This is a genomic window from Rhodococcus sp. WB9, from assembly GCF_007558985.1.
GTDB classification, from domain to species: Bacteria; Actinomycetota; Actinomycetes; order Mycobacteriales; family Mycobacteriaceae; genus Rhodococcus_F; species Rhodococcus_F opacus.
On record NZ_CP041769.1, the window covers coordinates 3,972,217 to 3,992,805 of the forward strand.

General features: G+C 70.7%; 17 protein-coding genes. 3 read left to right on the plus strand and 14 right to left on the minus strand.

The genetic code is table 11. From position 1 onward, the window contains the following. Position 1 precedes the first annotated feature (1 nt). Positions 2 to 1,006, plus strand: coding sequence for a methylmalonyl Co-A mutase-associated GTPase MeaB (gene meaB, locus FND50_RS18360; RefSeq protein WP_144286610.1), 1,005 nt, complete (start codon positions 2 to 4; stop codon positions 1,004 to 1,006). Here the strand turns inward: meaB and FND50_RS18365 are convergent. Together FND50_RS18365 and FND50_RS18370 are read right to left on the minus strand one after the other, a co-directional pair. Beyond that, positions 995 to 2,026 carry a nucleoside hydrolase gene (locus FND50_RS18365; RefSeq protein ID WP_144286611.1) on the minus strand — a complete coding sequence of 344 codons (1,032 nt, stop codon included), beginning with the start codon at positions 2,024 to 2,026 and terminating at the stop codon, positions 995 to 997. The two genes, meaB and FND50_RS18365, sit on opposite strands and share 12 nt — an antisense overlap. Beyond that, entirely contained in the window at positions 2,023 to 2,490 is a 468-nt protein-coding gene (locus FND50_RS18370) for an OsmC family protein (RefSeq protein ID WP_144286612.1), read from the minus strand. Before FND50_RS18370 ends, FND50_RS18365 begins: the two co-directional genes overlap by 4 nt. A 90-nt stretch (positions 2,491 to 2,580) precedes the next feature. Here FND50_RS18370 and FND50_RS18375 point away from each other — a divergent pair, with 90 nt between their 5' ends. Beyond that, positions 2,581 to 3,210, plus strand: a complete 630-nt coding sequence (locus FND50_RS18375) for a maleylpyruvate isomerase family mycothiol-dependent enzyme (RefSeq protein ID WP_144286613.1) — start codon at positions 2,581 to 2,583, stop codon at positions 3,208 to 3,210. Here FND50_RS18375 and FND50_RS18380 read toward each other — a convergent pair. The 12 genes from FND50_RS18380 to FND50_RS18440 form a co-directional block, all read right to left on the minus strand. Beyond that, positions 3,194 to 4,501, minus strand: a complete 1,308-nt coding sequence (locus tag FND50_RS18380; protein WP_144286614.1) for a CoA transferase — start codon at positions 4,499 to 4,501, stop codon at positions 3,194 to 3,196. The genes FND50_RS18375 and FND50_RS18380 overlap by 17 nt on opposite strands. Next, the gene (locus FND50_RS18385; protein ID WP_144286615.1) at positions 4,498 to 5,292 is read right to left on the minus strand and encodes a maleylpyruvate isomerase family mycothiol-dependent enzyme; all 795 of its coding nucleotides are present in this window, start codon (positions 5,290 to 5,292) and stop codon (positions 4,498 to 4,500) included. The genes FND50_RS18380 and FND50_RS18385 overlap by 4 nt, the downstream gene beginning before the upstream one ends. Next, the gene (locus tag FND50_RS18390) at positions 5,289 to 6,149 is read right to left on the minus strand and encodes a 3-methyladenine DNA glycosylase (RefSeq protein WP_144286616.1); all 861 of its coding nucleotides are present in this window, start codon (positions 6,147 to 6,149) and stop codon (positions 5,289 to 5,291) included. Before FND50_RS18390 ends, FND50_RS18385 begins: the two co-directional genes overlap by 4 nt. 4 nt (positions 6,150 to 6,153) lie before the next feature. After that, a complete protein-coding gene (locus tag FND50_RS18395; protein WP_144286617.1) occupies positions 6,154 to 7,251 on the minus strand; it encodes a hemolysin family protein in 1,098 nt (365 codons plus the stop codon). Beyond that, positions 7,244 to 8,614 carry a hemolysin family protein gene (locus FND50_RS18400; protein WP_144286618.1) on the minus strand — a complete coding sequence of 457 codons (1,371 nt, stop codon included), beginning with the start codon at positions 8,612 to 8,614 and terminating at the stop codon, positions 7,244 to 7,246. The genes FND50_RS18395 and FND50_RS18400 overlap by 8 nt, the downstream gene beginning before the upstream one ends. 306 nt (positions 8,615 to 8,920) lie before the next feature. Then, complete coding sequence (locus FND50_RS18410) at positions 8,921 to 10,357, minus strand: GuaB1 family IMP dehydrogenase-related protein (protein WP_065491028.1); 1,437 nt, start codon at positions 10,355 to 10,357, stop codon at positions 8,921 to 8,923. A gap of 3 nt (positions 10,358 to 10,360) precedes the next feature. Beyond that, positions 10,361 to 11,239, minus strand: coding sequence for a DMT family transporter (locus FND50_RS18415; protein WP_144286620.1), 879 nt, complete (start codon positions 11,237 to 11,239; stop codon positions 10,361 to 10,363). A 5-nt stretch (positions 11,240 to 11,244) separates the two neighbouring features. After that, positions 11,245 to 12,642 (minus strand): DEAD/DEAH box helicase, encoded by a 1,398-nt coding sequence (locus FND50_RS18420; RefSeq protein ID WP_144286621.1) that lies wholly within the window; start codon positions 12,640 to 12,642, stop codon positions 11,245 to 11,247. Positions 12,643 to 12,738: 96 nt separating this feature from the next. Next, entirely contained in the window at positions 12,739 to 14,190 is a 1,452-nt protein-coding gene (gene gndA / locus FND50_RS18425) for an NADP-dependent phosphogluconate dehydrogenase (RefSeq protein ID WP_005255084.1), read from the minus strand. Positions 14,191 to 14,341: 151 nt separating this feature from the next. Continuing rightward, complete coding sequence (locus FND50_RS18430) at positions 14,342 to 16,204, minus strand: DEAD/DEAH box helicase (protein WP_144286622.1); 1,863 nt, start codon at positions 16,202 to 16,204, stop codon at positions 14,342 to 14,344. Between the two features lie 225 nt (positions 16,205 to 16,429). Next, on the minus strand, positions 16,430 to 17,383 hold the full coding sequence (locus FND50_RS18435) for a M56 family metallopeptidase (protein WP_005255089.1): 954 nt from the start codon (positions 17,381 to 17,383) through the stop codon (positions 16,430 to 16,432). 26 nt (positions 17,384 to 17,409) lie between these two features. Then, positions 17,410 to 17,823: a BlaI/MecI/CopY family transcriptional regulator gene (locus FND50_RS18440; protein WP_005246077.1), complete on the minus strand. Its 414-nt coding sequence runs from the start codon at positions 17,821 to 17,823 to the stop codon at positions 17,410 to 17,412. A gap of 175 nt (positions 17,824 to 17,998) precedes the next feature. On the opposite strand from FND50_RS18440, the gene FND50_RS18445 reads away from it, so the two are divergent. Next, entirely contained in the window at positions 17,999 to 20,587 is a 2,589-nt protein-coding gene (locus tag FND50_RS18445) for a phosphatidylglycerol lysyltransferase domain-containing protein (protein ID WP_144286623.1), read from the plus strand. Positions 20,588 to 20,589: the final 2 nt, after the last annotated feature.

Here is a 20,589-nt window from a genome sequence, read left to right on the forward strand (position 1 = left end):
CATGGGACGGCCTCCAGTCGACATCGATGCCCTCGCCCAGGCCGTGCGCGCCAATCAGCGCGCCGGCCTGGCGAAGGCCATCACCCTGGTCGAGTCCACCCGCACCGACCACCGGGAGGCGGCGCAGCGGCTGCTGCTCGAGCTGCTGCCGGAGTCGGGGAAGGCACACCGGGTCGGGATCACCGGTGTGCCCGGCGTCGGGAAGTCCACGTTCATCGACGCGCTCGGGATGCACCTGATCGGGCAGGGGCACCGGGTGGCGGTCCTGGCCGTCGACCCGTCGTCGACGCGCACGGGCGGGTCGATCCTCGGCGACAAGACGCGGATGGCGCGTCTGACCGTAGAGAAGGACGCCTACATCCGGCCGTCACCGACGTCGGGCACCCTCGGCGGTGTCGCGAAGGCGACCCGCGAGACGATCGTGCTGCTCGAGGCCGCCGGATTCGACGTGATCCTCGTCGAGACGGTGGGTGTCGGACAGTCCGAGGTGACGGTCGCGAACATGGTGGACTGCTTCTGCTTCCTCACCCTGGCCCGCACCGGCGACCAGTTGCAGGGCATCAAGAAGGGTGTCCTCGAACTCGCCGACCTCGTCGCCGTGAACAAGGCGGACGGCAAACACGAGCGGGAAGCGAAGGGCGCCGCCCGGGAACTCGCGGGTGCGCTGCGGCTGATCTACCCGCACGACGCCGTCTGGACGCCGCCGGTGATCACGATGAGCGGTCTCGAGGGTGTCGGTCTCGAGGACTTCTGGAACACCGTCTGCCGGCACCGTGAGGTGCTGACCGCGGCCGGGCAGTTCGAGGAGAATCGGCGCCGCCAGCAAGTGGACTGGACGTGGACGATGGTCAACGACCAGCTGCTGCGCCGGCTCGCGTCCAACAACCGGGTCAAGGCGATCCGCGGCGAGATCGAACAGCGGGTGCGGGACGGTTCCCTGACGGCGGCCCTGGCCGCCGCCGAGATCCTCGACGCGTTCGACGGCCCGGACGCGTCAGCCGACTGATTTCGCGAAGCGCCCGACCCGGTCGACGAGATCGTCGAAGAACGCGGCCGGGTCGGTGCTCACCGCGATGTCGACGTTGGGTTCCCGGTTCCAGTGACCCACCCAGTCGGCGACCGTGGCGCCCCGGGTCAGCCGGCCGTGCAGTTCGACGTCGACCGTAGCGGGTCGGGTGCGGGCGATCGCCGGGTTCAACGCCACCGCCGCCGCGAACGGGTCGTGCATGTGCGCCAGGAAACCCTGGTCGTGGGTGCGGTGAAAGTCCATGTAGAACCGGATGGCGTCGGACAGGTGCCGGATCACCGGGTTGGAGGCGGTCGAGCGCACCTGCGGTCCGTCGTCGGGGGAGATGATCTCGGCGGGTGCGCTTCCCGCCGCCTCCGCCAGCCGCCGGACGTGGTCCGGTGTCATCTCGATCGTCTCGGTGACGTCCAGTCCGCACAGGATCGGACGCCCGCCCTCCGGCAGCCCGGAGAACGCGTCGAACACCTCCTTGGCCGCCTCCGGATCTACCGACACGTTCCATTCACCGGTGGGGGTGGTGTTGCCGGGGTGGTTGAACGCCCCACCCATCACGACCAGTCGCCGCAGCAACCGGGGCAGTGCGGGTTCCTCGCGGATCGCGAGGGCCAGGTTCGTCAGCGGCCCGGTCACCAACCCGGTCAGCTCGCCGGGGTGGGTGCGGACCAGGTCGACCCACAGGGTGGTGGCGTCCCGCTCCGACAGCGACCGCCCGGACGGGGGGAGGACGGCGTACCCGATGCCCTGGGGTCCGTGCGTGTCCTCGGTGGTGCGCAGCGGGCAGTCCAGCGGCACCCGGGCGCCGAGCGCCACCTCGATGTCGGGTGCGCCGCACAGGGCGAGCCAGTTCAGGTTGTTCGCCGCGACCTGCTCGACGGGCACGTTCCCCGCGGTGCTGGCGATGCCGGCGATCTCCGCCTCGGGACTGGCCAGCAGGTACAGCAGCGCGAGGGAGTCGTCGATGCCGGTGTCGACGTCCACGATCAGCCGCTGCCTGCTCACGCCGTCACCACCGTCGGCCGGTGGTGCACGGGGAACGCGACCGACCGGGCGATGAAGCACCTCGCGCGCGCCCGGGCGTGCAGCGACTCGGCGCGCGCGGCCATCGCCGTATCCGCGACGGTCACCGTGGGATGCAGCACGACCTCGGTGAACTCGCCCGACCCGTCCGGGTGTTCGACCATCGTGCCCGTCGGGTCGTCCCGGTAGTCGACGACGACCACACCGGCCGCCGCGGCCAGGCCCAGATACCAGAGCATGTGGCACTGCGACAGCGACGCGATGAGCAGTTCCTCCGGATTCCAGCGGGTGGCGTCGCCGCGGAACGACGGGTCCGCGCTGCCCGGCAGATCGGGTTTCCCGGCCGCCGCGATCACGTGGTCGCGGTCGTAGGCGTCCGGGCCCGACGTTCCCGCGCCGCGGTTGCCGGTCCAGGTGACCGTCAGCGTGTAGTCGTGTGTGCTCACCCGACCATTCTTCACGGCTGCGCGATGAGTTTCGCCGGCGGGCACGGTCTGCCTACGTAGAGCACGACACGGCGACCGGAGGAGACGGACATGGCACGGGACACGGCACCGGACTGGGTCGCAGGGGAGCGGCGCGACCTGGCGTCGATGCTGGCGCGACTGACGCCGGAGCAATGGGACGCGCCGTCGCTGTGCGCGGGGTGGCGCAGCCGGGAGGTGATCGCGCACATCACCATGCCGTACCGCCTGTCGACGCCGCGGATCCTGCTGAAGATGGTGAAGGCGCGCGGCAACTTCAACCGGATGTCGGACGCGCAGGCCCGCGAGGACGCACGGACCCTGACCGCCGACGCGCTGCTGCACACCCTGGAGGAGAACGTCGCGCACCCGTGGAAGCCGCCGGGCGGCGGCTTCGAGGGGGCACTGTCCCACGACGTGATCCACGGTCTCGACGTGTCGGTGGCGCTCGGCCTGGGCAGGCGGGTCCCGGACGACCGCCTCGACCGGGTCCTCGGCGGCGTCGGCCCGAAGCACGTCAAGTACTTCGGCACCGACCTGGTGGGCGTGCAGCTGACGGCGGACGACCGCGCCTGGACCTACGGTGCGGGCGCGCCGCTGCGCGGTTCCGCCCAGGACCTGCTCCTCGTGCTGTGCGGACGCCGGTTGCCGCCGGGACATCTGACCGGGGAACCGAGCCCGCGGTTCACGGCGACGGTGTGACACCGGACCAGCCGGGGGTGTCGCCACCCCAGGGCCGGGCCGGGAACGGGTAGTCGTCGAATTCGGCCAGGGCGGGACGGGCGGTCACCAAGTCGCCGTGCGCGGTGAGGCACCGGGGCCCGGGCACCGCGGCCGGCGGCGGATCCTCGGATCGGCCGTCCGCGGCCAGCAGCCACGCGCCGGTGCGGGCGAGTGACACGTCGACGGAGCGGCCGCACCCGTCGACGTGCCCCGCGGCGAGGGCGTCGACGATGCCGGCGGCGAGCAGATAGCCGGTCGCGTGGTCGAGTGCCTGTGCGGGCAGCGCGCCAGGGGTGTCGTCGCCCTCGATCGTCGCGATCCCCGACGCCGCCTGGACAATGCTGTCGAAGCCGCGGCGGTGCGCCCAGGGGCCGGAGCCGCCCCACGCGCACACCCGTCCCCGCACCAGATGGTCGGGGGCATCGTCGAGTTGACCGTCCAGCGTGCCCGGCCGGTACCCGGTGACGACGACGTCCGCCTCGGCGAGCAGGCTGTCCCACACCAGTCGGCCGTCGGCGGACCGCAGATCGAGCAGCGCGCTCCGCTTGCCCTGCCCGGTGTCGAGGTGCTGCACGACGATCTCGGGGATCGCCGGCGGATCGATCCGCAGCACGTCGGCGCCGAGCAGCGCCAGCGTGCGGGTGGCGACGGGACCGGCGATCACCCGGGTCAGGTCGAGCACCTTCACCCCCGCCAACGGCCACCTGCCGGATTCCCGGCGGGAGCGTTGCCGTGTCCCGGGACGGGAGCTCGCGGCGTGCACGACGGTGGACACGAGGTCGCCGGACGCCGCGGCCGCACCCTGCGGGCTCGCCGCCCACTCCGCCGCGGTCCGCACGCGCACGGCGATGGCCTGCGCCGCGGCGGCACGGTCCTCGACGTCGGCGGCGGTCAGGTTCCCGACCCGGGCGGCCACCGTGTCGCGGCCGGCGTCCTCGGGGAGGTCGAGTGCCGCCAGCAGTCTCGCGCGGTGATGCGGGTAGTTGGCGTGGGTCCGCACCCAGCCGTCCGCGGCCGCGAAGAACCCCGACAGCTCCGCGAAACCGGACACCGGGGCGCCCGACACCCGCAGCAGCCGGTCGCTCGCGAACGAGGCGGCGATCCGCTCGGGATCGAGCCGCCACGGCCGGGGAGCGCGGCCCACCGCGCTGTCGAACCGGTCGACGGCACCGGTGAGCGCGGCCACCGAACCGGCCGCCAACGCGAGGACGGGGAGGCGGGCCGCCAGGTAGTCGCCGGGGTCGCCGTAGTCGATGCGGGTGGGGATCATCCGAAATCGACCCGGTCCAGCCAGAAGTCGAGCAATGCCGCGTCGCCGAGGATCTCGATGCCGGCGCTGCGGGGGTCGCGCCGCTTGTAGATCACCAGCAGGAGGTCGGTGAGGGGACCGCGGACGGCGACCGCGGACTTCTCGTGCGCCCGGCGCCAGTCGAGGGCGTCGCCGGTGAGGTCGACGACCCATTCCGCCGCCGCATCCGGTGCCGTGTCGGTGGCGTGGAAGTGGAGGGTGCGGCCGGGCCCGAGCAGCTCCCGCATACACGGGTGGAAGTCGAAATGCATCGGCAGCGAACCGAGCCACATCCACTCGTCGACGGCGTCGACCGCCATGTCCTCGTCGACAATGAACTCCGCCCCGAGGGCCAGGGTGGCATCGGACCGGTGGACGAGTGTCTCGTGCGTGAACCGGCGCGCGTAGAACGCCGCCGTGCCGTCGGGCACCGGTTCGGTGCGCACCGCGGCGTCGGGTCCGGCGTCCCGCAGGGTGTCCGCGAGGCGCGCGGCGCCGTCGACGAGCCAGGGGACGAGGACGGCCGGGTCCTCGTTCGCGTAGGGGGAGAGGTCGCGGAAGTGCCTGTCGGGCACCGGCTCCGCCGCCCGTGTGCGGACGGTCTCCTCCGCCCAGCGCTGACCGCCGCCGAGGTGCCGCACCAGCTGCCCGACGTTCCAGCCGGGGCACGAGGGCACCGGCACCGTCATGTCGGCGCCCTCGATGGTGGTGGCCAACAGTTCGGTCTGCGTGACGATCTCGGCACAGTAGCGGTCGTAGCCCGGGAGAGTCATGGGCTCACGGTAGCGAGCAACCGGCGGCACCGGTCACGCAGTGCGGCACGAAGCGGTGCGGCACGGGCGGCCAGCGCCGACTGCTCCCGGACGTACTCGGCGCGGCCGTGCGGGGTCTCGATCGGGATCGGGGTGTACCCGTAGGCGGTCAGGTCGTACGGGCTGGCCCGCATGTCGAGTTCCCGTGCGGCGAGCGCCAGCTCGAAGCAGTCGACGGTCAGGTCCGAGTCGATCATCGGCGCCAGCTTGTAGCAGTACTTGTACAAATCCATGGACGCGTGCAGGCACCCGGGCTGTTCCCGCCCGAGCTGGTCTTCGCGGGTCAACGGCTCACTGTTCCGCGGTTCGGCGGCGGGGGTGAAGAACCGAAACGCGTCGTAGTGGGTGCAGCGCAGGTGCAGCGACTCCACGACGGAGTCGGTGCCGCCCGGCCCGAGCCGCAGCGGGATGCTGTCGTGCCGAACCTCGTCCGATCGGTAGACCATCGCCCACTCGTGCAGGCCGAAGCAGGACAGGTGGGCGGGACGCCCGGCGGTCGCCTCCATCAGTCGTCTGGTGAAGGCGACCGTGTCCGAGCGGCGCTTCAGGAACTCCGGGTCGACGGTGACCCCGGCGTCGGTGCGGTGATACCCGCGGAGTTCGGCGTACTCGTCCCCGCCGGCGAGGACCGTTCCCCACCCGGGATTCCAGCGCAGCAGCTGATTCGGCCGGTAGCTGTAATAGGTGAAGAGGAAGTCGATCACCGGGTGGGTCTCGCCGCGTTCCCGGCGCTCCAGGTGCGGTTTGATCAGCGCGGACACCCTCGCCCGGTGCCGGTCGCGGCGAGGGATCCACTCCGACGCATCCAGAATGTCCATCCGATCAGCTCGTTCGCTGTCCCGGATTGACGCCGTTGACGCCGTTGACGCGGTGGGTGCCGTCGCGGACGGTGCCCACGTATTCCTCGACGAGATCCTCGAGGGCGACGATGCCGACGATCTGCCCGGACGGGTCCGCCGCCGCCCCCAGATGGGAGCTGGCGCGGCGCAGACTCGCCAGGGCCTCCGCGAGCGGGGTGGTGGTCGACATGCACGGCAGCGGACGGATGTCCGACCGCGGGATCACGGTGTCGGGTCCGGCCTCCTCGTCGAGGATGTCGTCGAGCACGTCCTTGAGGTGCAGGTACCCGACGAGTGAGCCGTCGTCGGCGCGTACCGGGTACCGGGAGTACCCGGTCTCGACGACGGCCTGCTCGATGGCGCCGAGCCGGGTTCCGCCCTCCGAGAGGGGGATGGTCCGGGCCTTGTCGAGCGGAATCATCACCTCGCTGACCGTGCGGTCGGTGGTCTCCAGCGCCTGGGTGAGCCGACGGTGTTCTTCCGCGTCGATCAGTCCCTCGGAACGGGATTCGCCGATCATCTCGGACAGTTCCACCGCCGACACGGTGACGTCGAGTTCGTCCTTCGGCTCCACCCGCAGCAACCGCAGCGTCAGGTTGGCGCACAGGTTGTAGAAGGAGATCAGCGGGCGGGCCAGCTTGATGAACAGCAGGTGCACCGGGACCAGCAGCATCGCCGTCCGCTCCGGGCCCGCGAGTGCGATGTTCTTCGGCACCATTTCACCCAGCAGGATGTGCAGCACCACGACCAGCGCCAGCGAGATCGTGAACGCCACCGGGTGCAACAGCCCGGCGGGTAGGCCGACCGCGTGGAGCGGGACCTCGAGGAGATGCGCGATCGCCGGTTCGGCGACCTTGCCGAGCAGGATCGAGCAGATGGTGATGCCGAGTTGCGCGGCCGCCAGCATCAGCGACAGGTTCTCGCCCGCCGTGATCACGGTGCGGGCACGTTTCTTGCCCTGCGACTCCAGGGCCTCGAGCCGGTCGCGGCGGGCCGAGATCAGCGCGAACTCGGCGCCGACGAAGAACGCGTTGCCCCCGAGCAGCACGAAGGTGAGCAGCACACCGAAGAGGTCACTCATCGTCGTCCTCCTCGCTGTCGGTGTGGGCGGTCTCGTCGGGCTTCGGGGTGAGCAGCACCCGGTCGATGCGCCGGCCGTCCATGTGGGTCACGGTGGCGACCCACCGGCCACCGGGATCGTGCGCGCCCTCGGGCAGTGGGAGTTCGACCTCGTCGCCCTCGTCGGGAATCCGCCCGAGTTCGGTGAGGACGAGTCCGCCGAGGGTTTCGTACTCACCGTCGGGTGCGGTGTAGCCGGTGGTGTCGGAGACCTCGTCGACGCGGAGCAGCCCGGAGCAGGACCAGCCGTCACCGACCCGCTGGACGTCGATCTCGGATTCGTCGTGCTCGTCGCGGACGTCGCCGACGATCTCCTCGATCAGATCCTCCATCGTGACCATCCCGGCGGTGCCGCCGTATTCGTCGACGACGAACGCGACCTGCATGCCGTCGGACCGGATCCGCTCCATCAGGGCGTCACCGTCCAGGCTGGAGGGCACCACCGGGACCTTCTGGGCGAGCGAGTTGAGGCGGGCGGTGCGGCGGCGATGGGCGGGCACCGCGAACGCGTGCTTGATGTGGACGACGCCGACGGCGTCGTCCAGGTCGCCGTCGACGACGGGGAAGCGGGAGAACCCGGTGCGGGAGGCGGCGTCGATCAGGTCGGCGACCGTGTCCGTGGTGGACAGGGTCTCGATCTTCACGCGCGGGGTCATCAGTTCCTCCGCGGTGCGTTCCCCGAACCGCAACGAGCGGTTCACCAGCAGCGCCGTGCCCTTGTCGATGGCGCCGCGCTGCGCGGACGTCCGCACGAGCGACCCGAGCTCCTGCGGGGACCGCGCCGACCGCAGTTCCTCGGCCGGTTCGATGCCGAGGCGGCGCACCAGCCAGTTCGCGGATCCGTTGAGCCCGTTGATGGCCCACTTGAAGATGAGCGAGAACGCGGCCTGCATGCCGGCCGTCGCACGTGCCGTGGGTAGCGGGTGGGCGATGGCGAGGTTCTTCGGTACGAGTTCGCCGAACACCATCGAGAACGAGGTGGCGAGGACGAGAGCGATCACCAACGACGTTGCCGCGGCGGCGGATTCGCTGAACCCGATCGCGGACAGCGCCGGGGTGATGAACCGGGCGAGGACCGGTTCGGACAGGTAACCGGTGATCAGCGTGGTGATGGTGATGCCGAGCTGCGCCCCGGACAACTGGAAGGACAGGGTGCGGTGGGCGTGCTGCACCTGCCGGGCCCGGCGGTCACCGTCGCGGGCGTGCGAGTCGACGGTGCTGCGTTCGAGGGCGGTGAGGGAGAACTCGGCCGCCACGAACAACGCGGTGCCCGCGGTCAGGGCGAGAAAGCCGAGCAGAGCGAGAATGCTGAGCGCGATGTCCATGTGTCATCGCCGCCGAGCTGAGGAACGGGGGTCGCCGGGTTTGTCACCCGGCTCGCTAGAGGAGCCCTCCGAACCGGCGGAATCGGAATCCGATTCCACGGCGCAGGAGGCGACGGCACTCCCGGAGACGGCGGGTGGGGCGCTTGCTTCGTGTGTGGGTGCCGCGGGCACCGGAGTCCTCTCGTTCGGCCTCGACGGCCCGGACGGGTCCGGCGCCGAGAACTGGTGTGGTTGAGCGACCCATGATACCGGTGGGTGTCCGGTTCCGTGGAACAGGACACCCACCGGCACATCAGGATGCGGTCGTCACCAGCCGGCCGGCAGTGGGCGGCCCTCGGCGAACCCGGCGGCGGACTGCACCCCGAGAACGGCCCGCTCGTGCAGTTCCGCCAGCGTCCGCGCGCCCGCGTACGTGCAGGTGCTGCGCACACCCGAGCAGATGTGGTCGATCAGGTCCTCGACGCCGGGACGTTCCGGGTCCAGCCGCATCCGGGAACTCGAAATACCCTCCTCGAACAGGCCTTTCCTGGCCCGGTCGAACGCGGTGTCCGTGGCGGTGCGCGCCGCGACCGCACGCTTGGAGGCCATGCCGAAGCTTTCCTTGTACGCGTTGCCGGACTGGTCCACCCGCAGGTCGCCGGGTGATTCGTAGGTGCCCGCGAACCACGACCCGATCATCACGTTCGACGCGCCCGCGGCGAGGGCGAGAGCGACGTCGCGGGGGTGACGGACACCTCCGTCGGCCCACACGTGCGCACCCATCGCGCGGGCCTGGGTGGCGCATTCCTCGACGGCGGAGAACTGCGGCCTGCCCACCCCGGTCATCATCCGGGTGGTGCACATCGCGCCCGGTCCGACACCGACCTTCACGATGTCGGCGCCCGCGTCGATCAGGTCCCGGGTGCCGGCGGCGGACACGACGTTGCCGGCGACGAGCGGGACACCGAGGTCGGCCTTCTTCAATGCACCGAGCACGTCGATCATCTTCTGCTGGTGGCCGTGCGCGGTGTCGACGACCAGCAGGTCGGCCCCCGCGTCCACCAGGGCGCGGGCCTTCGCGGCGACGTCGCCGTTGACGCCGACGGCCGCGGCGATCCGCAGCTTCCCGTTGCCGTCGACGGCGGGCTGGTAGATGCCGTCCCGGATGGCGCCGGTGCGGGTGAGGACCCCGGCGAGGGTGCCGTCGGGGTGGACGATCACGGCGAGGGAGTCGTGTTTGCCCTCGAGGAGTTCGAACACCTCCCGCGGTGACGCGGAGTCGGGGGCGGTGACGAAGTCGGTGAGCGCCACCGAGCGCAGTCGCGCGAACCGGTCGACGTCCGTGCAGGAGGCCTCGGTGACGACACCGACGGGGCGGTCGTTCTCGACGACGACCACGGCGCCGTGCGCCCGCTTCGGCAGCAGCGCCAGGGCGTCGGACACGGCGGCGTCGGGGCCGAGCGTGACCGGGGTGTCGGCGACCAGATGCCTGCTCTTGACGAACGACACGGTCTCCGCGACGGCAGGCGCCGGAAGGTCCTGGGGGAGAACCACCAGACCGCCGCGGCGGGCGACCGTTTCCGCCATGCGGCGTCCCGAGACCGCCGTCATGTTGGCGACGACGATCGGGATGGTGGTGCCCGACCCGTCCGAGGTGGCCAGGTCGACGTCGAATCGCGAGGTGACCTCGGTGCGGTTCGGCACCAGGAACACGTCGTCGTACGTCAGGTCATAGGGAGGGCGATGCCCGTCGAGGAACTGCACATGTCAGGACGATACCGGGGAAGTTGCGGTGGTGTCGGATGTCCGCTGGGCCTGCGACCTGGACAGGCCGACCGTGGCCACCAGCATCACCGCGACCGCGCAGCCGACCACCACGAGTCCGGGGCCCGACACCCGCAGCCTCTCGTCGAGGACGGTCATGCCGAGGAAAACGGCGGCGAGTGGTTCGGCGATGGTCAGTGCGGGCAGCGACGCGGACAGCGGACCCACCTGGAACCCGCGCTGCTGCAGATATACCCCGACCAGGCCGGCGGCGACGAGCGCCCACGCCTGCCAGCTGCTCAGCACCGCCCACAGCCCGCGGGGCACCAGTTCGACGACGTACTTGGTGAACGCGACCGCCACCCCGTACAGGATGCCGCCCGCCCCACCGAGCAGCAGCGCCCGCCATCCGGGGTCGATCTTCGACATCCCCGCGGCGGCCGCGACCGCCACCACGGCGAGGAGGATGCCGAGCGGCACCACCCATTCGCGGAACGGGGCGTCGATGTTGCCCTCGGTGGGGTCGCCGATCACCAGGAAGACGGCGAGCGCGACAGCCAGTGCGACGGCGAGGGCCCAGGTGGTGCGGCTGAGCCGGTACCCGGAGAACTTCGCCGACAACGGTAACGCGAACAGCAGCGCCGTCACCAGCAGCGGCTGCACCACGAGCACCGACCCGAGCGCCAACGCCACCGCCTGCATCGCGTACCCGCCGCCGTCGCCGACGAAGCCGGCCCACCAGCGGGGACTGCGCAGCAGGGTGGTCATCAACGCGGCGTCCTCGGGGACCGCGGACGCCGCACTCTGCTGGGCGACCGACGCGCACGCGAACAGCAACGCCGCGATCAGCGCGCACACGATCGACGCGAACGGCAGGGACATGCCTCTCAGTGTGCCCCGCGGTTGCGGTGTCCGTGCGGAGTTGACGCAGGTCCGGGTTTCCGGCCGCGTCGGGCACCCGCCCGCGGTGCTCCGCCGTCCCCGGGCCGGCCGCGGCGGGCCGGGCGCCCGCCGGTGTCGTGCGCCTGCCTGCCCTTCTTCGGGGTGTCCTGGGCCGGTGCCCGGGTGTCGGGTGCGCGGACCGCCTTCCCGGTCGGGCGGCGGGCGCCGGTGAGCTCGGCCAGCACCGTGTCGCCGGGCCGCACCCACACGCCGTCCACCTCGATCCCGGCCTTGCGGGTCAGCTTCTCCACCTCGGCGCGTTCGTCCTCGGTGACGAGGGTGACCACTACACCGGACTCGCCGGCGCGGGCGGTGCGGCCCGCGCGGTGCAGGTAATCCTTGGGGTCGGCCGGGGGGTCGACGTGGACGACGAGTGAGATGTCGTCGACGTGGATGCCTCGCGCCGCCACGTCGGTGGCGACCAGGACGGGGGTGGTGCCGTCGGCGAACGATTCGAGGGTGCGGGTGCGGTTGTTCTGCGCCTTGCCGCCGTGCAGGGCGCCCGCGGAGATGCCGACTTCGTGGAGTTGCTGCGCGAGCCGGTCCACCCCGTACTTGGTGCGCACGAACATGAGGGTGCGTCCCGCACGTGAACCAATATGTGCCACAACGGATTTCTTGTCGACCCGGTCGACGAACAGCAGGTGGTGGCGCATGGTGCCCACCGACGCGGTGACCGGCGCCGTCGAGTGGGTGACCGGGTCTCGCAGGTACCGGCGGACGAGTGTGTCGACCTCCCCGTCGAGGGTGGCCGAGAACAGCAGCCGCTGACCGCCCGCCGGGGTCTTGTCGAGGATCGTCGTGACCTGCGGCATGAACCCCAGGTCGGCCATGTGGTCGGCCTCGTCGAGGGTCAGCACCGTCACGTCGTCGAGCGACACCGACCCCTGCGCCACGTGGTCGGCGAGGCGTCCCGGCGTCGCGATCAGCAGGTCGACACCCCGCGACAGGACCTCGACTTGACGTTTGATGGGAATCCCGCCGACGACGTTCGCCACCCGCAACCCCACGGACAGCGCCGGCTCGTCCAGCGCGCGCTCGATCTGCAACGCCAGTTCACGGGTGGGCACCAGGACGATGCCGCGCGGGAAGCCCCGCCTGCTGGCGGCGCCCTTGAGCCGCACGAGCATCGGCAGTCCGAACGCGAGGGTCTTCCCGGAGCCGGTCGGGGCGCGGCCCAGAACGTCACGGCCGGCAAGGACGTCGGGAATGGTGGCCGCCTGGATCGGGAACGGCGCCCCGATGCCACCACGGGCGAGGGCATGGGTCATCACCGCGGGGAGACCGAGCGCGAGGAACGTCTCACCCACCGGTGCGGGGGAGGAGAACTCGTCGTCGGGCATATCGAGAAGGCTACCGCCTCCGAGCAGGGGCCTCCGACGCCTCGGCCGTGACGTACACGCGGTACGTCACGGCCGGGGACGGGCAGTCGGCGAGGCTCAGACCTGCACTTCGCTGCGGTCACCGCTCCACAGGGTGTGGAACTTGCCCTCCGCGTCGACCCGCTCGTAGGTGTGGGCGCCGAAGAAGTCGCGCTGCCCCTGCGTCAGGGCTGCGGGCAGCCGCTCCGCGCGCAGGGCGTCGTAGTAGGACAGCGACGACGCGAACGCCGGCACCGGGATCCCGAGCAGCGTGGCGGTGGAGACCACCCGGCGCCAGCTGTCGATGGCCGTCTCGATGGCGTCCCGGAAGTACGGGGCCAGGATGAGGCTCGGCAGCGTCGGGTTCTCGTCGTACGCGTCCTTGATGCGGTTGAGGAACCGGGCGCGGATGATGCAGCCGCCACGCCAGATGGTCGCGAGGTCGGCGGGGTGCAGGTCCCAGTCGTATTCGGCACTACCGGCCGCGATCTGGTCGAATCCCTGCGCGTAGGCCACGACCTTCGACGCGTACAGGGCCTGCCGGATGTCCTCGGTGAACTGGGCGGCATCGGTGGGCTTGTCGGCGAGCACGCCGGACGCCAGCCCGACCGCGGCCTTGCGCTGCTCGCGGGACCCGGACAGGGCGCGGGCGAACACGGCCTCGGCGATCCCGGTGACGGGGACACCGAGGTCGAGCGCGGACTTGACGGTCCAGCGGCCGGTGCCCTTCTGCTCGGCGGCGTCGACGATGACGTCGACGAGCGGCTTGCCGGTCTTGGCGTCCTTCTGCCGCAGCACCTCCGCGGTGATCTCGACGAGGTAGCTTTCGAGGTCGCCGCCGTTCCATTCGGTGAACACGTCGGCGATCTTCCCGGCGTCGTAGCCGAGGGCGGACCCGAGCAGGTTGTACGCCTCGCCGATGAGTTGCATGTCGGCGTACTCGATGCCGTTGTGCACCATCTTCACGAAGTGACCGGACCCGTCGGGGCCGATGTGCGTGCAGCAGGGGGTGCCGTCGACCTGCGCGGCGATCGACTCGAGCAGCGGGCCGAGGGCCGCGTAGGACTCCTTCGGTCCGCCCGGCATGATCGACGGGCCGTTGAGCGCGCCCTCCTCGCCGCCGGAGATGCCGGCGCCGACGAAGTGCAGGCCACGCTCCCGGAGGGAGGCCTCACGGCGGATCGTGTCCGTGTAGAGGGCGTTGCCGCCGTCGATGATGATGTCACCGGGCTCCATCGCCGCGGCGAGTTCCTCGATGACGGCGTCGGTGGGGTCGCCGGCCTTGACCATGATCAGCACGCGGCGCGGCTTCTGCAGCGCGCCCACGAACTCCTCGATCGTCTCGGTGCGGACGAAGTCGCCCTCGCTGCCGTGCTCCTTGATGAGGGCGTCGGTCTTGGCGATGCTGCGGTTGTGCAGCGCGACCGTGTGACCGTGCCGGGCGAAGTTGCGGGCGATGTTCGAGCCCATGACGGCCAGTCCCGTGACGCCGATCTGGGCGCGGGCACCCTCAGTGTTGTCGATAGTCATGGATACAGCATTCCCTCTCGCTCGGCGGTAGTGAAATCGGCGGCTACGAAAACCTCAACCGCCTAAGCCAAACATACGAAGGCCGGCCGTCGCACACGCGACGGCCGGCCTTCACTCACACTTCGTTATTCGGTTGTCCGATCAGGATCGATCAGCTGCGTCGCTCACGCCGCGGGCCGTCGAAGCCGTCGTACGAGCGACGATCCGTGCGGCTGCGGAACCCGCCACCGGTCGACGCGGGGCGCCGCTCCGACGCGGCCGCGGGCCGACGGTCGTCGCGACGGAACCCGCCCGCCGCACCGCGGTTGTCGCCGAAGTCGCGGCGCGGGGCGCTGCGGTCGAAGCTGCGCTCGCCGGTACCGCGGTGGCTGTCGCCGCGGTCACCGAAGTCACGGCGCGGGGCGCTGCTGCCGCCGCCGTACTCGCGGCGGGGTGCACTGTCACCGAAGTCGCGGCGCGGGGCCCGATCGATGAACGTCCGGTTGTCCCGGTCGCCGCGGTAACCGCCGCCACGGTTGTCACCGTCACGCTGCGGGCGGTCGCCCCGGTAGCCGCCGGACCGGTTGTCTGTTTGGTCGCGGCGCGGGCCACGACCCTCGAAGCTGCGACCACCCGAGGGACGGTCGCCGAAGCTGCGCTCGCCGCGGTCACTGCGATTGCCGCGGTAGCCGCCGCCGTCGCGGCCGGCGTAACCGCCCTCACGGCGGGGTCCGCGGTCGCCGAACTTGCGGTCGCCGCCACGCTCGCCGCGGGAGTAGGTGTCGCGCACCGGTTCTCCGCTGGGCGCCTTGGCGCCGGTGATGCTGGCCAGCTTCTCCGAGCCGGGGGTGACGGGCACGGCGGTGGCGTCGACGCCGGCCATCCCGGTCAGGCGGCGGAACGTGCGCTTCTGGTTGGGGAGCACGATCGCGACGACGGTGCCCTTCTCGCCGGCACGGGCGGTCCGGCCTGCGCGGTGCAGGTAGTCCTTGTGATCGGCGGGCGGATCGACGTGCACGACCAGGTCGATGCCGTCGACGTGGATGCCGCGGGCGGCGACGTCCGTCGCGACGAGCACCGGGGTGCGGCCGTTCTTGAACCGTTCGAGGACACGGGTGCGCTGATTCTGCGCCTTGCCGCCGTGCAGCGCCTCGGCGGCGATGCCCACCGCGCGGAGGCGGTCGGTGATGCCCTCGCAGCCGAGCTTGGTGCGGGCGAACATGATCGTGCGGCCGTCGCGGGCACCGATCTCCGCGAGGACGTTGTCCTTCTGGCCGCGGTCGACGAGCAGCACGTAGTGCTCCATCGTGTCGACGCTGGCGCGACCGTCCTCGGTGGAGTGCTGCACGTGGTCGGGCAGGAACTGGCGGACCAGCGACTGCACCTCACGGTCCAGGGTGGCCGAGAACAGGAGACGCTGGCCGTCGGCCCGGGTCTCACCGAGGATCGCCCGGACCTCGGGCAGGAAGCCCATGTCGGCCATCTGATCGGCCTCGTCGAGCGCGGTGATCTCGATTGAGTCGAGGATGCAGGTGCCCTGACGCAGGTGGTCGTTCAGCCGGCCGGGGGTGGCGACGAGGATGTCGACGCCGCGCCGCAGCTGGTCGACCTGCTTGGAGAACGGGGTGCCGCCGACGGCGGGGCGGACGGTCAGGCCCATAGCCCCGGCGTACGAGTTGAGGGAGTCGACCACCTGGAATGCGAGTTCCCGGGTGGGCACGAGCACCAGTGCGCGGGGACGCTTGGGTGCGGGCCGGTCCTCGTGGCGGGACAGGCGGGTGAGCATCGGCAGGCCGAATGCGAGGGTCTTGCCTGATCCGGTCTGTGCGCGGCCGAGGACGTTGGTGCCGGCCAGCGCATCGGGCACGGCCAGCGCCTGGATCGGCGATGGGACGGTGATGGAGTTGCGGGCGAGGGCCTGGACCAGGGGGGTGGGCAGGCCGATCTCGGCGAACGTCACGGTGGCGTTCTCATCAGGGGTTTCGGTCTCGGTCTGCTCTAGTGGGGCAGACGTCGTCTGGACAGCGTTGGTCACGCAAATACCTCTCCGGGCATAGGGCGCGTCGCGGAGCGGGGGCTGTCATGCAGCACGCACAAAGGGACGAGCCAGGGCACATGTCACCTGGTCAATCCATTCGCGGAAGTGCGGGGAATTGGGCTGTGTGCCGTTTCAGTGTTGATGGGCCGCAGTGGCGACCGTCGACCAGTGTACGCGACGGGGCACTCGGTTATCGAATGCGGCGGGTTGTGAGCTGGGTGACTATACGGCTCTGAACAACCGGCTCAGTTCGGTGAGCCAGGGGACGGCGACGGCGATGGTCGGCACCACGAGGATCGCCACCGACGCGGCGTAGGCGGCGAGTGCCACCGGGGTGCCCGCCTCCGAGGAGGACAGGCGCTGCACCCGCAGCAGGGTGCTGGGACCACCCGCGGCCATGGCACCCTTCGGGGCGATCGACCCCGAGCAGGCGACGAGTGCGCGGGCCAGTGCGGTCGGCCCGGTGGCGCGGACGGCGGAGTCGTCGGCCAGCATTTCGACCAGCAACTGCACCGACCCCAGCGCGGACTTGCTGCGCACGACGGTGGGGAAGGCGGCGTTGACGGCGGTGAACGCCTCGAGGACGAGGTCGTGCCGGGCCCGCAGATGGGACCGCTCGTGGGTGAGGATCGCGGTGATCTCGGCGTCGTCGAGGTTGGTGAACGTGCCCTGGCTCAGCACGACCCGCTGCCGCAGACCGGGCAGGCAGTAGGCGATGGGCTCGGTGACGTCGAGGACCCGCAGGTCCGGGGTGCGGGCGAGGGGCGACGACGAGTCGCAGCGGTCGAGGAGGTCGACGAGCATCCGGTGCCGGGCGCGTCTGCGCCGGGTGCGAACCCCGACCTGCACGATCGAGAAGATCAGTTTGGCGCCGACGAGGAGGGTGAGCGCGAAGACCACCACGTACAGCAGCCACAGGGGCAGGCCCAGGGCGTCGATCTCGGCGACCGGTGCCGTGGTGGGGCGCCCGTCCGGTCCGGGGACCAGCAGTTGGCTGGCGATCGCGAGACCCGAACTGAACGCGGACAGAACTGCGGCGAGGGCGATTGCCTGCCACAGCACGAGGGCTGCTCGGGGGGCGCGATGCGGCCATCGGGCACGACTCAGCAGCGCAGGGACAGGCCCTGCGAGAAGAAGTGCGAGTACTCCGAATACCAGCGCGGTGGTGGCGTCCATGTCCTACTCATCATGCATGACGAACGTCAGCCGGCGCGAACGGTTCCCGACTGATTGTCTCCGGTGGACCGCTCCTTGGCCTCGAGCGCGGCGAGGGCCTCGCGGAGCGCGTCGGCCTCGTCGGCGCCGACCTGCCCCACGAAGTGGACGAGTGCGGCGGCGCGACTTCCGGACTTGTCGGCCTGCTGCAGGGCATCCACCATGAGGCTCGCGACGAGCTCCTCGCGCTGGTGCACCGGCAGGTACCGGTGGGCACGGTCGTCGCGCTGCTGAATGACGAGGTGCTTCTTCGCCAGTCGCTGGAGCACTGTCATGACAGTCGTGTACGCGAGTTCACGGCGTGCCGCCAGTGCCTCGTGTACCTGCCGTACCGTCTGCGGTTCCGAAGTGGACCACAGGTGATCCATCACTGCGCGTTCGAGTTCGCCGAGTCCAGCCATAAATTGATTCTACGGATACGACGACGCAGATACGTACTACTGGTAGTAGTAAAACTGCGTCACGGCGTGTGGTATTGGCCATACTCCGAACGGGTGGATTACGGTCGAGTTGGCAGCGGCCGACCCGCCGGGCAAGCGTTCGTTCTCGACATCGCGGAGAGTGGGGACCTGGCGGATGAAGACCGACGACAGCGCGGCGACCGGACACGATGCGGCGGCCAGGGTCAAGGGTCAGACCGGGCGGGCAGCGGAACGGGTCTGGGTCGGGGTGCGGGGTGCACCCGTCAGCATCGCGCTGCTGGTCGTGATCTGGATCCTCGCGATCGCCACGTCCAGTGTGATCAGCGGTCCCTCCCACGACCTGTCCCAGCACGTCGCGATCGGGATCCGGGCATTCCAGAACGGCTGGGTGTGGACCCTGTTCACCGCCGGGCTGTGGGGCGACGACGTCCTGGCGTACCTGTCGACGACCGTCCTCGTCCTCGTGGCGGCCGCACCGCTGGAACGTCGCATGGGGTCGGCGCGGTTCGCGCTGGCGGCGGTCGCCACCCAGGTGCTCGGCGGACTGCTCGCACTGTCGGTGGCCGCCGTCGCGAAGGTCGTCGACGCAAACTGGGGTTTCCGGCTGCACGTGGGCATGGCCGTCGGTCCGAGCACGTGGATCGTCGGTGCCGCGATGGTGGCCAGTTCGAACATGGGCACGCTGTGGCGTCGGCGGATCCGCGTCGGCGTCCTCGTGTTCACCATCACCCTGGCACTGTTCAGTGGTTCGCTGCAGGACGTGGTCCGGCTCGCCGCGGCCGTCGTCGGCCTGGTGATCGGCCGCTGGATCGTCGGCCGCTCCGCCCGCGGCGAACGGATCGCGGGCACCCAGCGTGAGGGCCGGGTACTCGTCGCGATCATCGTGGCGGCCAGCGCGATCGGCCCCATGATCGCGGCACTGTCCGCGGAGGCGGTCGGTCCCCTCGCCGTGCTCCGCGACCTGTTCCGCGGCATCCCCTACACCGCCGGCGAAGTGCGCGACCTGTGCGAGGTGTCGGCGTCGGACCCCGAATGCCGGCGCGGGCTGCTCGAACTGCGCCTGTCCGGGGTCGGACCGACCCTGCTGAGTCTGATGCCGTCCCTGTTCCTCCTCACCCTCTGCGACGGCCTCCGACGGGGCCGTCGCTTCGCGTGGGTCGCGTCCGTGATCGCCCAGGTGATCCTGCTGATGCTGTCGCTGCTGAACTTCGCGGTCCGGTTCGTCGACTCCCTCGACGAGGACTCCCTGTTCTACGGTCTCGCCGACCCGAACCTGTACCGGACGCTGGTGCCGTTCCTGACACCGCTGGCGATCCTGATCGTGCTGCTCGCCACCCGCCGGTTCTTCGACGTCGCCGCCCCGGCCGGAACCTACCGCCGGCTGGCGATCGTCCTGGTGTCGCTGCTGGCCGGTCTCGCCGTTCTCTACGTGTTGGGCGGATTGTGGGCGCGGCACGGTTTCGATCCCCGGCCGGGGTTCACGACGCTGCTCGCCGACTTCCCGGAGCGGCTGATCCCGCCCGTGTACCTGCAATGGCTCGACCCCCGGCTGCTGCCGGAGAGCATTCCCGCGACCCTGCTGTACGAGTGGACCGGGGTGGTGTTCTGGGTGGCGGCGTGCGCGCTGGTCGCCGCGACGTTCCTCAGTCCCGCCATCGGATCGGACTCGGCGGCCGCCGAACGCGCACGCACCCTGTTGAAGTCGGGGAGCGGAAGCCCGCTGTCCTGGATGACGACGTGGCGCGGCAACCACTACTGGTTCTCCGCCGACGGCACGAGCTACGTCGCGTACCGGGTCCTCGCCGGGGTCGCCCTCACCACCGGTGACCCGGTCGGCCCGCCCGACCGGCTGCGGGACAACGTCGAACACTTCGCCGAATTCGCCGCCGCCAACGGGTGGATCCCGTGCTTCTACTCGGTGACCGGCGAGGTCCGCGCCGTCACGGACGCCCTCGGCTGGAGCGGTATCCAGGTCGCGGAGGAGACGGTGCTGGATCTGGGGCAGATCGCGTTCACCGGCAAGCGGTTCCAGGACGTCCGGACCGCCCTGAACAAGGCCAAGAAGTCGGGGATCACCGCGGAATGGGTCAGCTTCCCCAGCGCCCCGCGGTCGATCACCGACCAGATCACGGCGATCTCCGAGGAGTGGGTGGCCGACAAAGGGATGCCCGAAATGGGGTTCACGCTCGGCGGACTCGACGAGGTCGACGACCCGGAGGTGCGCTGCCTGATCGCCGTCGACGAGGACCGCACCGTCCACGGCGTCACGTCCTGGTTGCCCGTGTACCAGGATGGGCGGGTGGTCGGCTGGACGCTCGACTTCATGCGGCGGCGCTCGGAAGGGTTCCGGCCGGCGATGGAGTTCCTCATCGCGTCCGCGGCGCTGAAACTGGAGGAGGAGGGTGCGCAGTTCCTGAGCCTGTCCGGCGCCCCGCTCGCCAAGGTCGAGCAACCGGACAGCGACGCCGACGAGCGGGAACGGTCGGAGTCGTCGAGCCTGTCGGCGGTGATGGACAGCGTGCTGGATCTGCTCGGCCGGACCCTGGAACCGGTGTACGGGTTCCGTTCGCTGCTGGCGTTCAAGTCGAAGTTCCAGCCCCGGTACGTGGCCATGCACATGACGTTCGCCGATCCGGCCGCCCTGCCGAGCATCGGCAACGCCGTCGGCAGGGCGTATTTGCCGACGGTGTCGCTGGGGCAGAGCTACCGGCTGGTGCGGACGATGATCGGCGGCCGGCGCTGACG

Coding starts and splice junctions, on each gene's coding strand:
- meaB (WP_144286610.1), top strand. CDS start 2: ATGGGACGGCCTCCAGTCGACATCGATGCCCTCGCCCAGGCCGTGCGC.
- FND50_RS18375 (WP_144286613.1), top strand. CDS start 2,581: ATGGCACGGGACACGGCACCGGACTGGGTCGCAGGGGAGCGGCGCGAC.
- FND50_RS18380 (WP_144286614.1), bottom strand. CDS start 4,501: ATGATCCCCACCCGCATCGACTACGGCGACCCCGGCGACTACCTGGCG.
- FND50_RS18385 (WP_144286615.1), bottom strand. CDS start 5,292: ATGACTCTCCCGGGCTACGACCGCTACTGTGCCGAGATCGTCACGCAG.
- FND50_RS18390 (WP_144286616.1), bottom strand. CDS start 6,149: ATGGACATTCTGGATGCGTCGGAGTGGATCCCTCGCCGCGACCGGCAC.
- FND50_RS18395 (WP_144286617.1), bottom strand. CDS start 7,251: ATGAGTGACCTCTTCGGTGTGCTGCTCACCTTCGTGCTGCTCGGGGGC.
- FND50_RS18400 (WP_144286618.1), bottom strand. CDS start 8,614: ATGGACATCGCGCTCAGCATTCTCGCTCTGCTCGGCTTTCTCGCCCTG.
- FND50_RS18415 (WP_144286620.1), bottom strand. CDS start 11,239: ATGTCCCTGCCGTTCGCGTCGATCGTGTGCGCGCTGATCGCGGCGTTG.
- FND50_RS18420 (WP_144286621.1), bottom strand. CDS start 12,642: ATGCCCGACGACGAGTTCTCCTCCCCCGCACCGGTGGGTGAGACGTTC.
- gndA (WP_005255084.1), bottom strand. CDS start 14,190: ATGACTATCGACAACACTGAGGGTGCCCGCGCCCAGATCGGCGTCACG.
- FND50_RS18435 (WP_005255089.1), bottom strand. CDS start 17,383: ATGGACGCCACCACCGCGCTGGTATTCGGAGTACTCGCACTTCTTCTC.
- FND50_RS18440 (WP_005246077.1), bottom strand. CDS start 17,823: ATGGCTGGACTCGGCGAACTCGAACGCGCAGTGATGGATCACCTGTGG.
- FND50_RS18445 (WP_144286623.1), top strand. CDS start 17,999: ATGAAGACCGACGACAGCGCGGCGACCGGACACGATGCGGCGGCCAGG.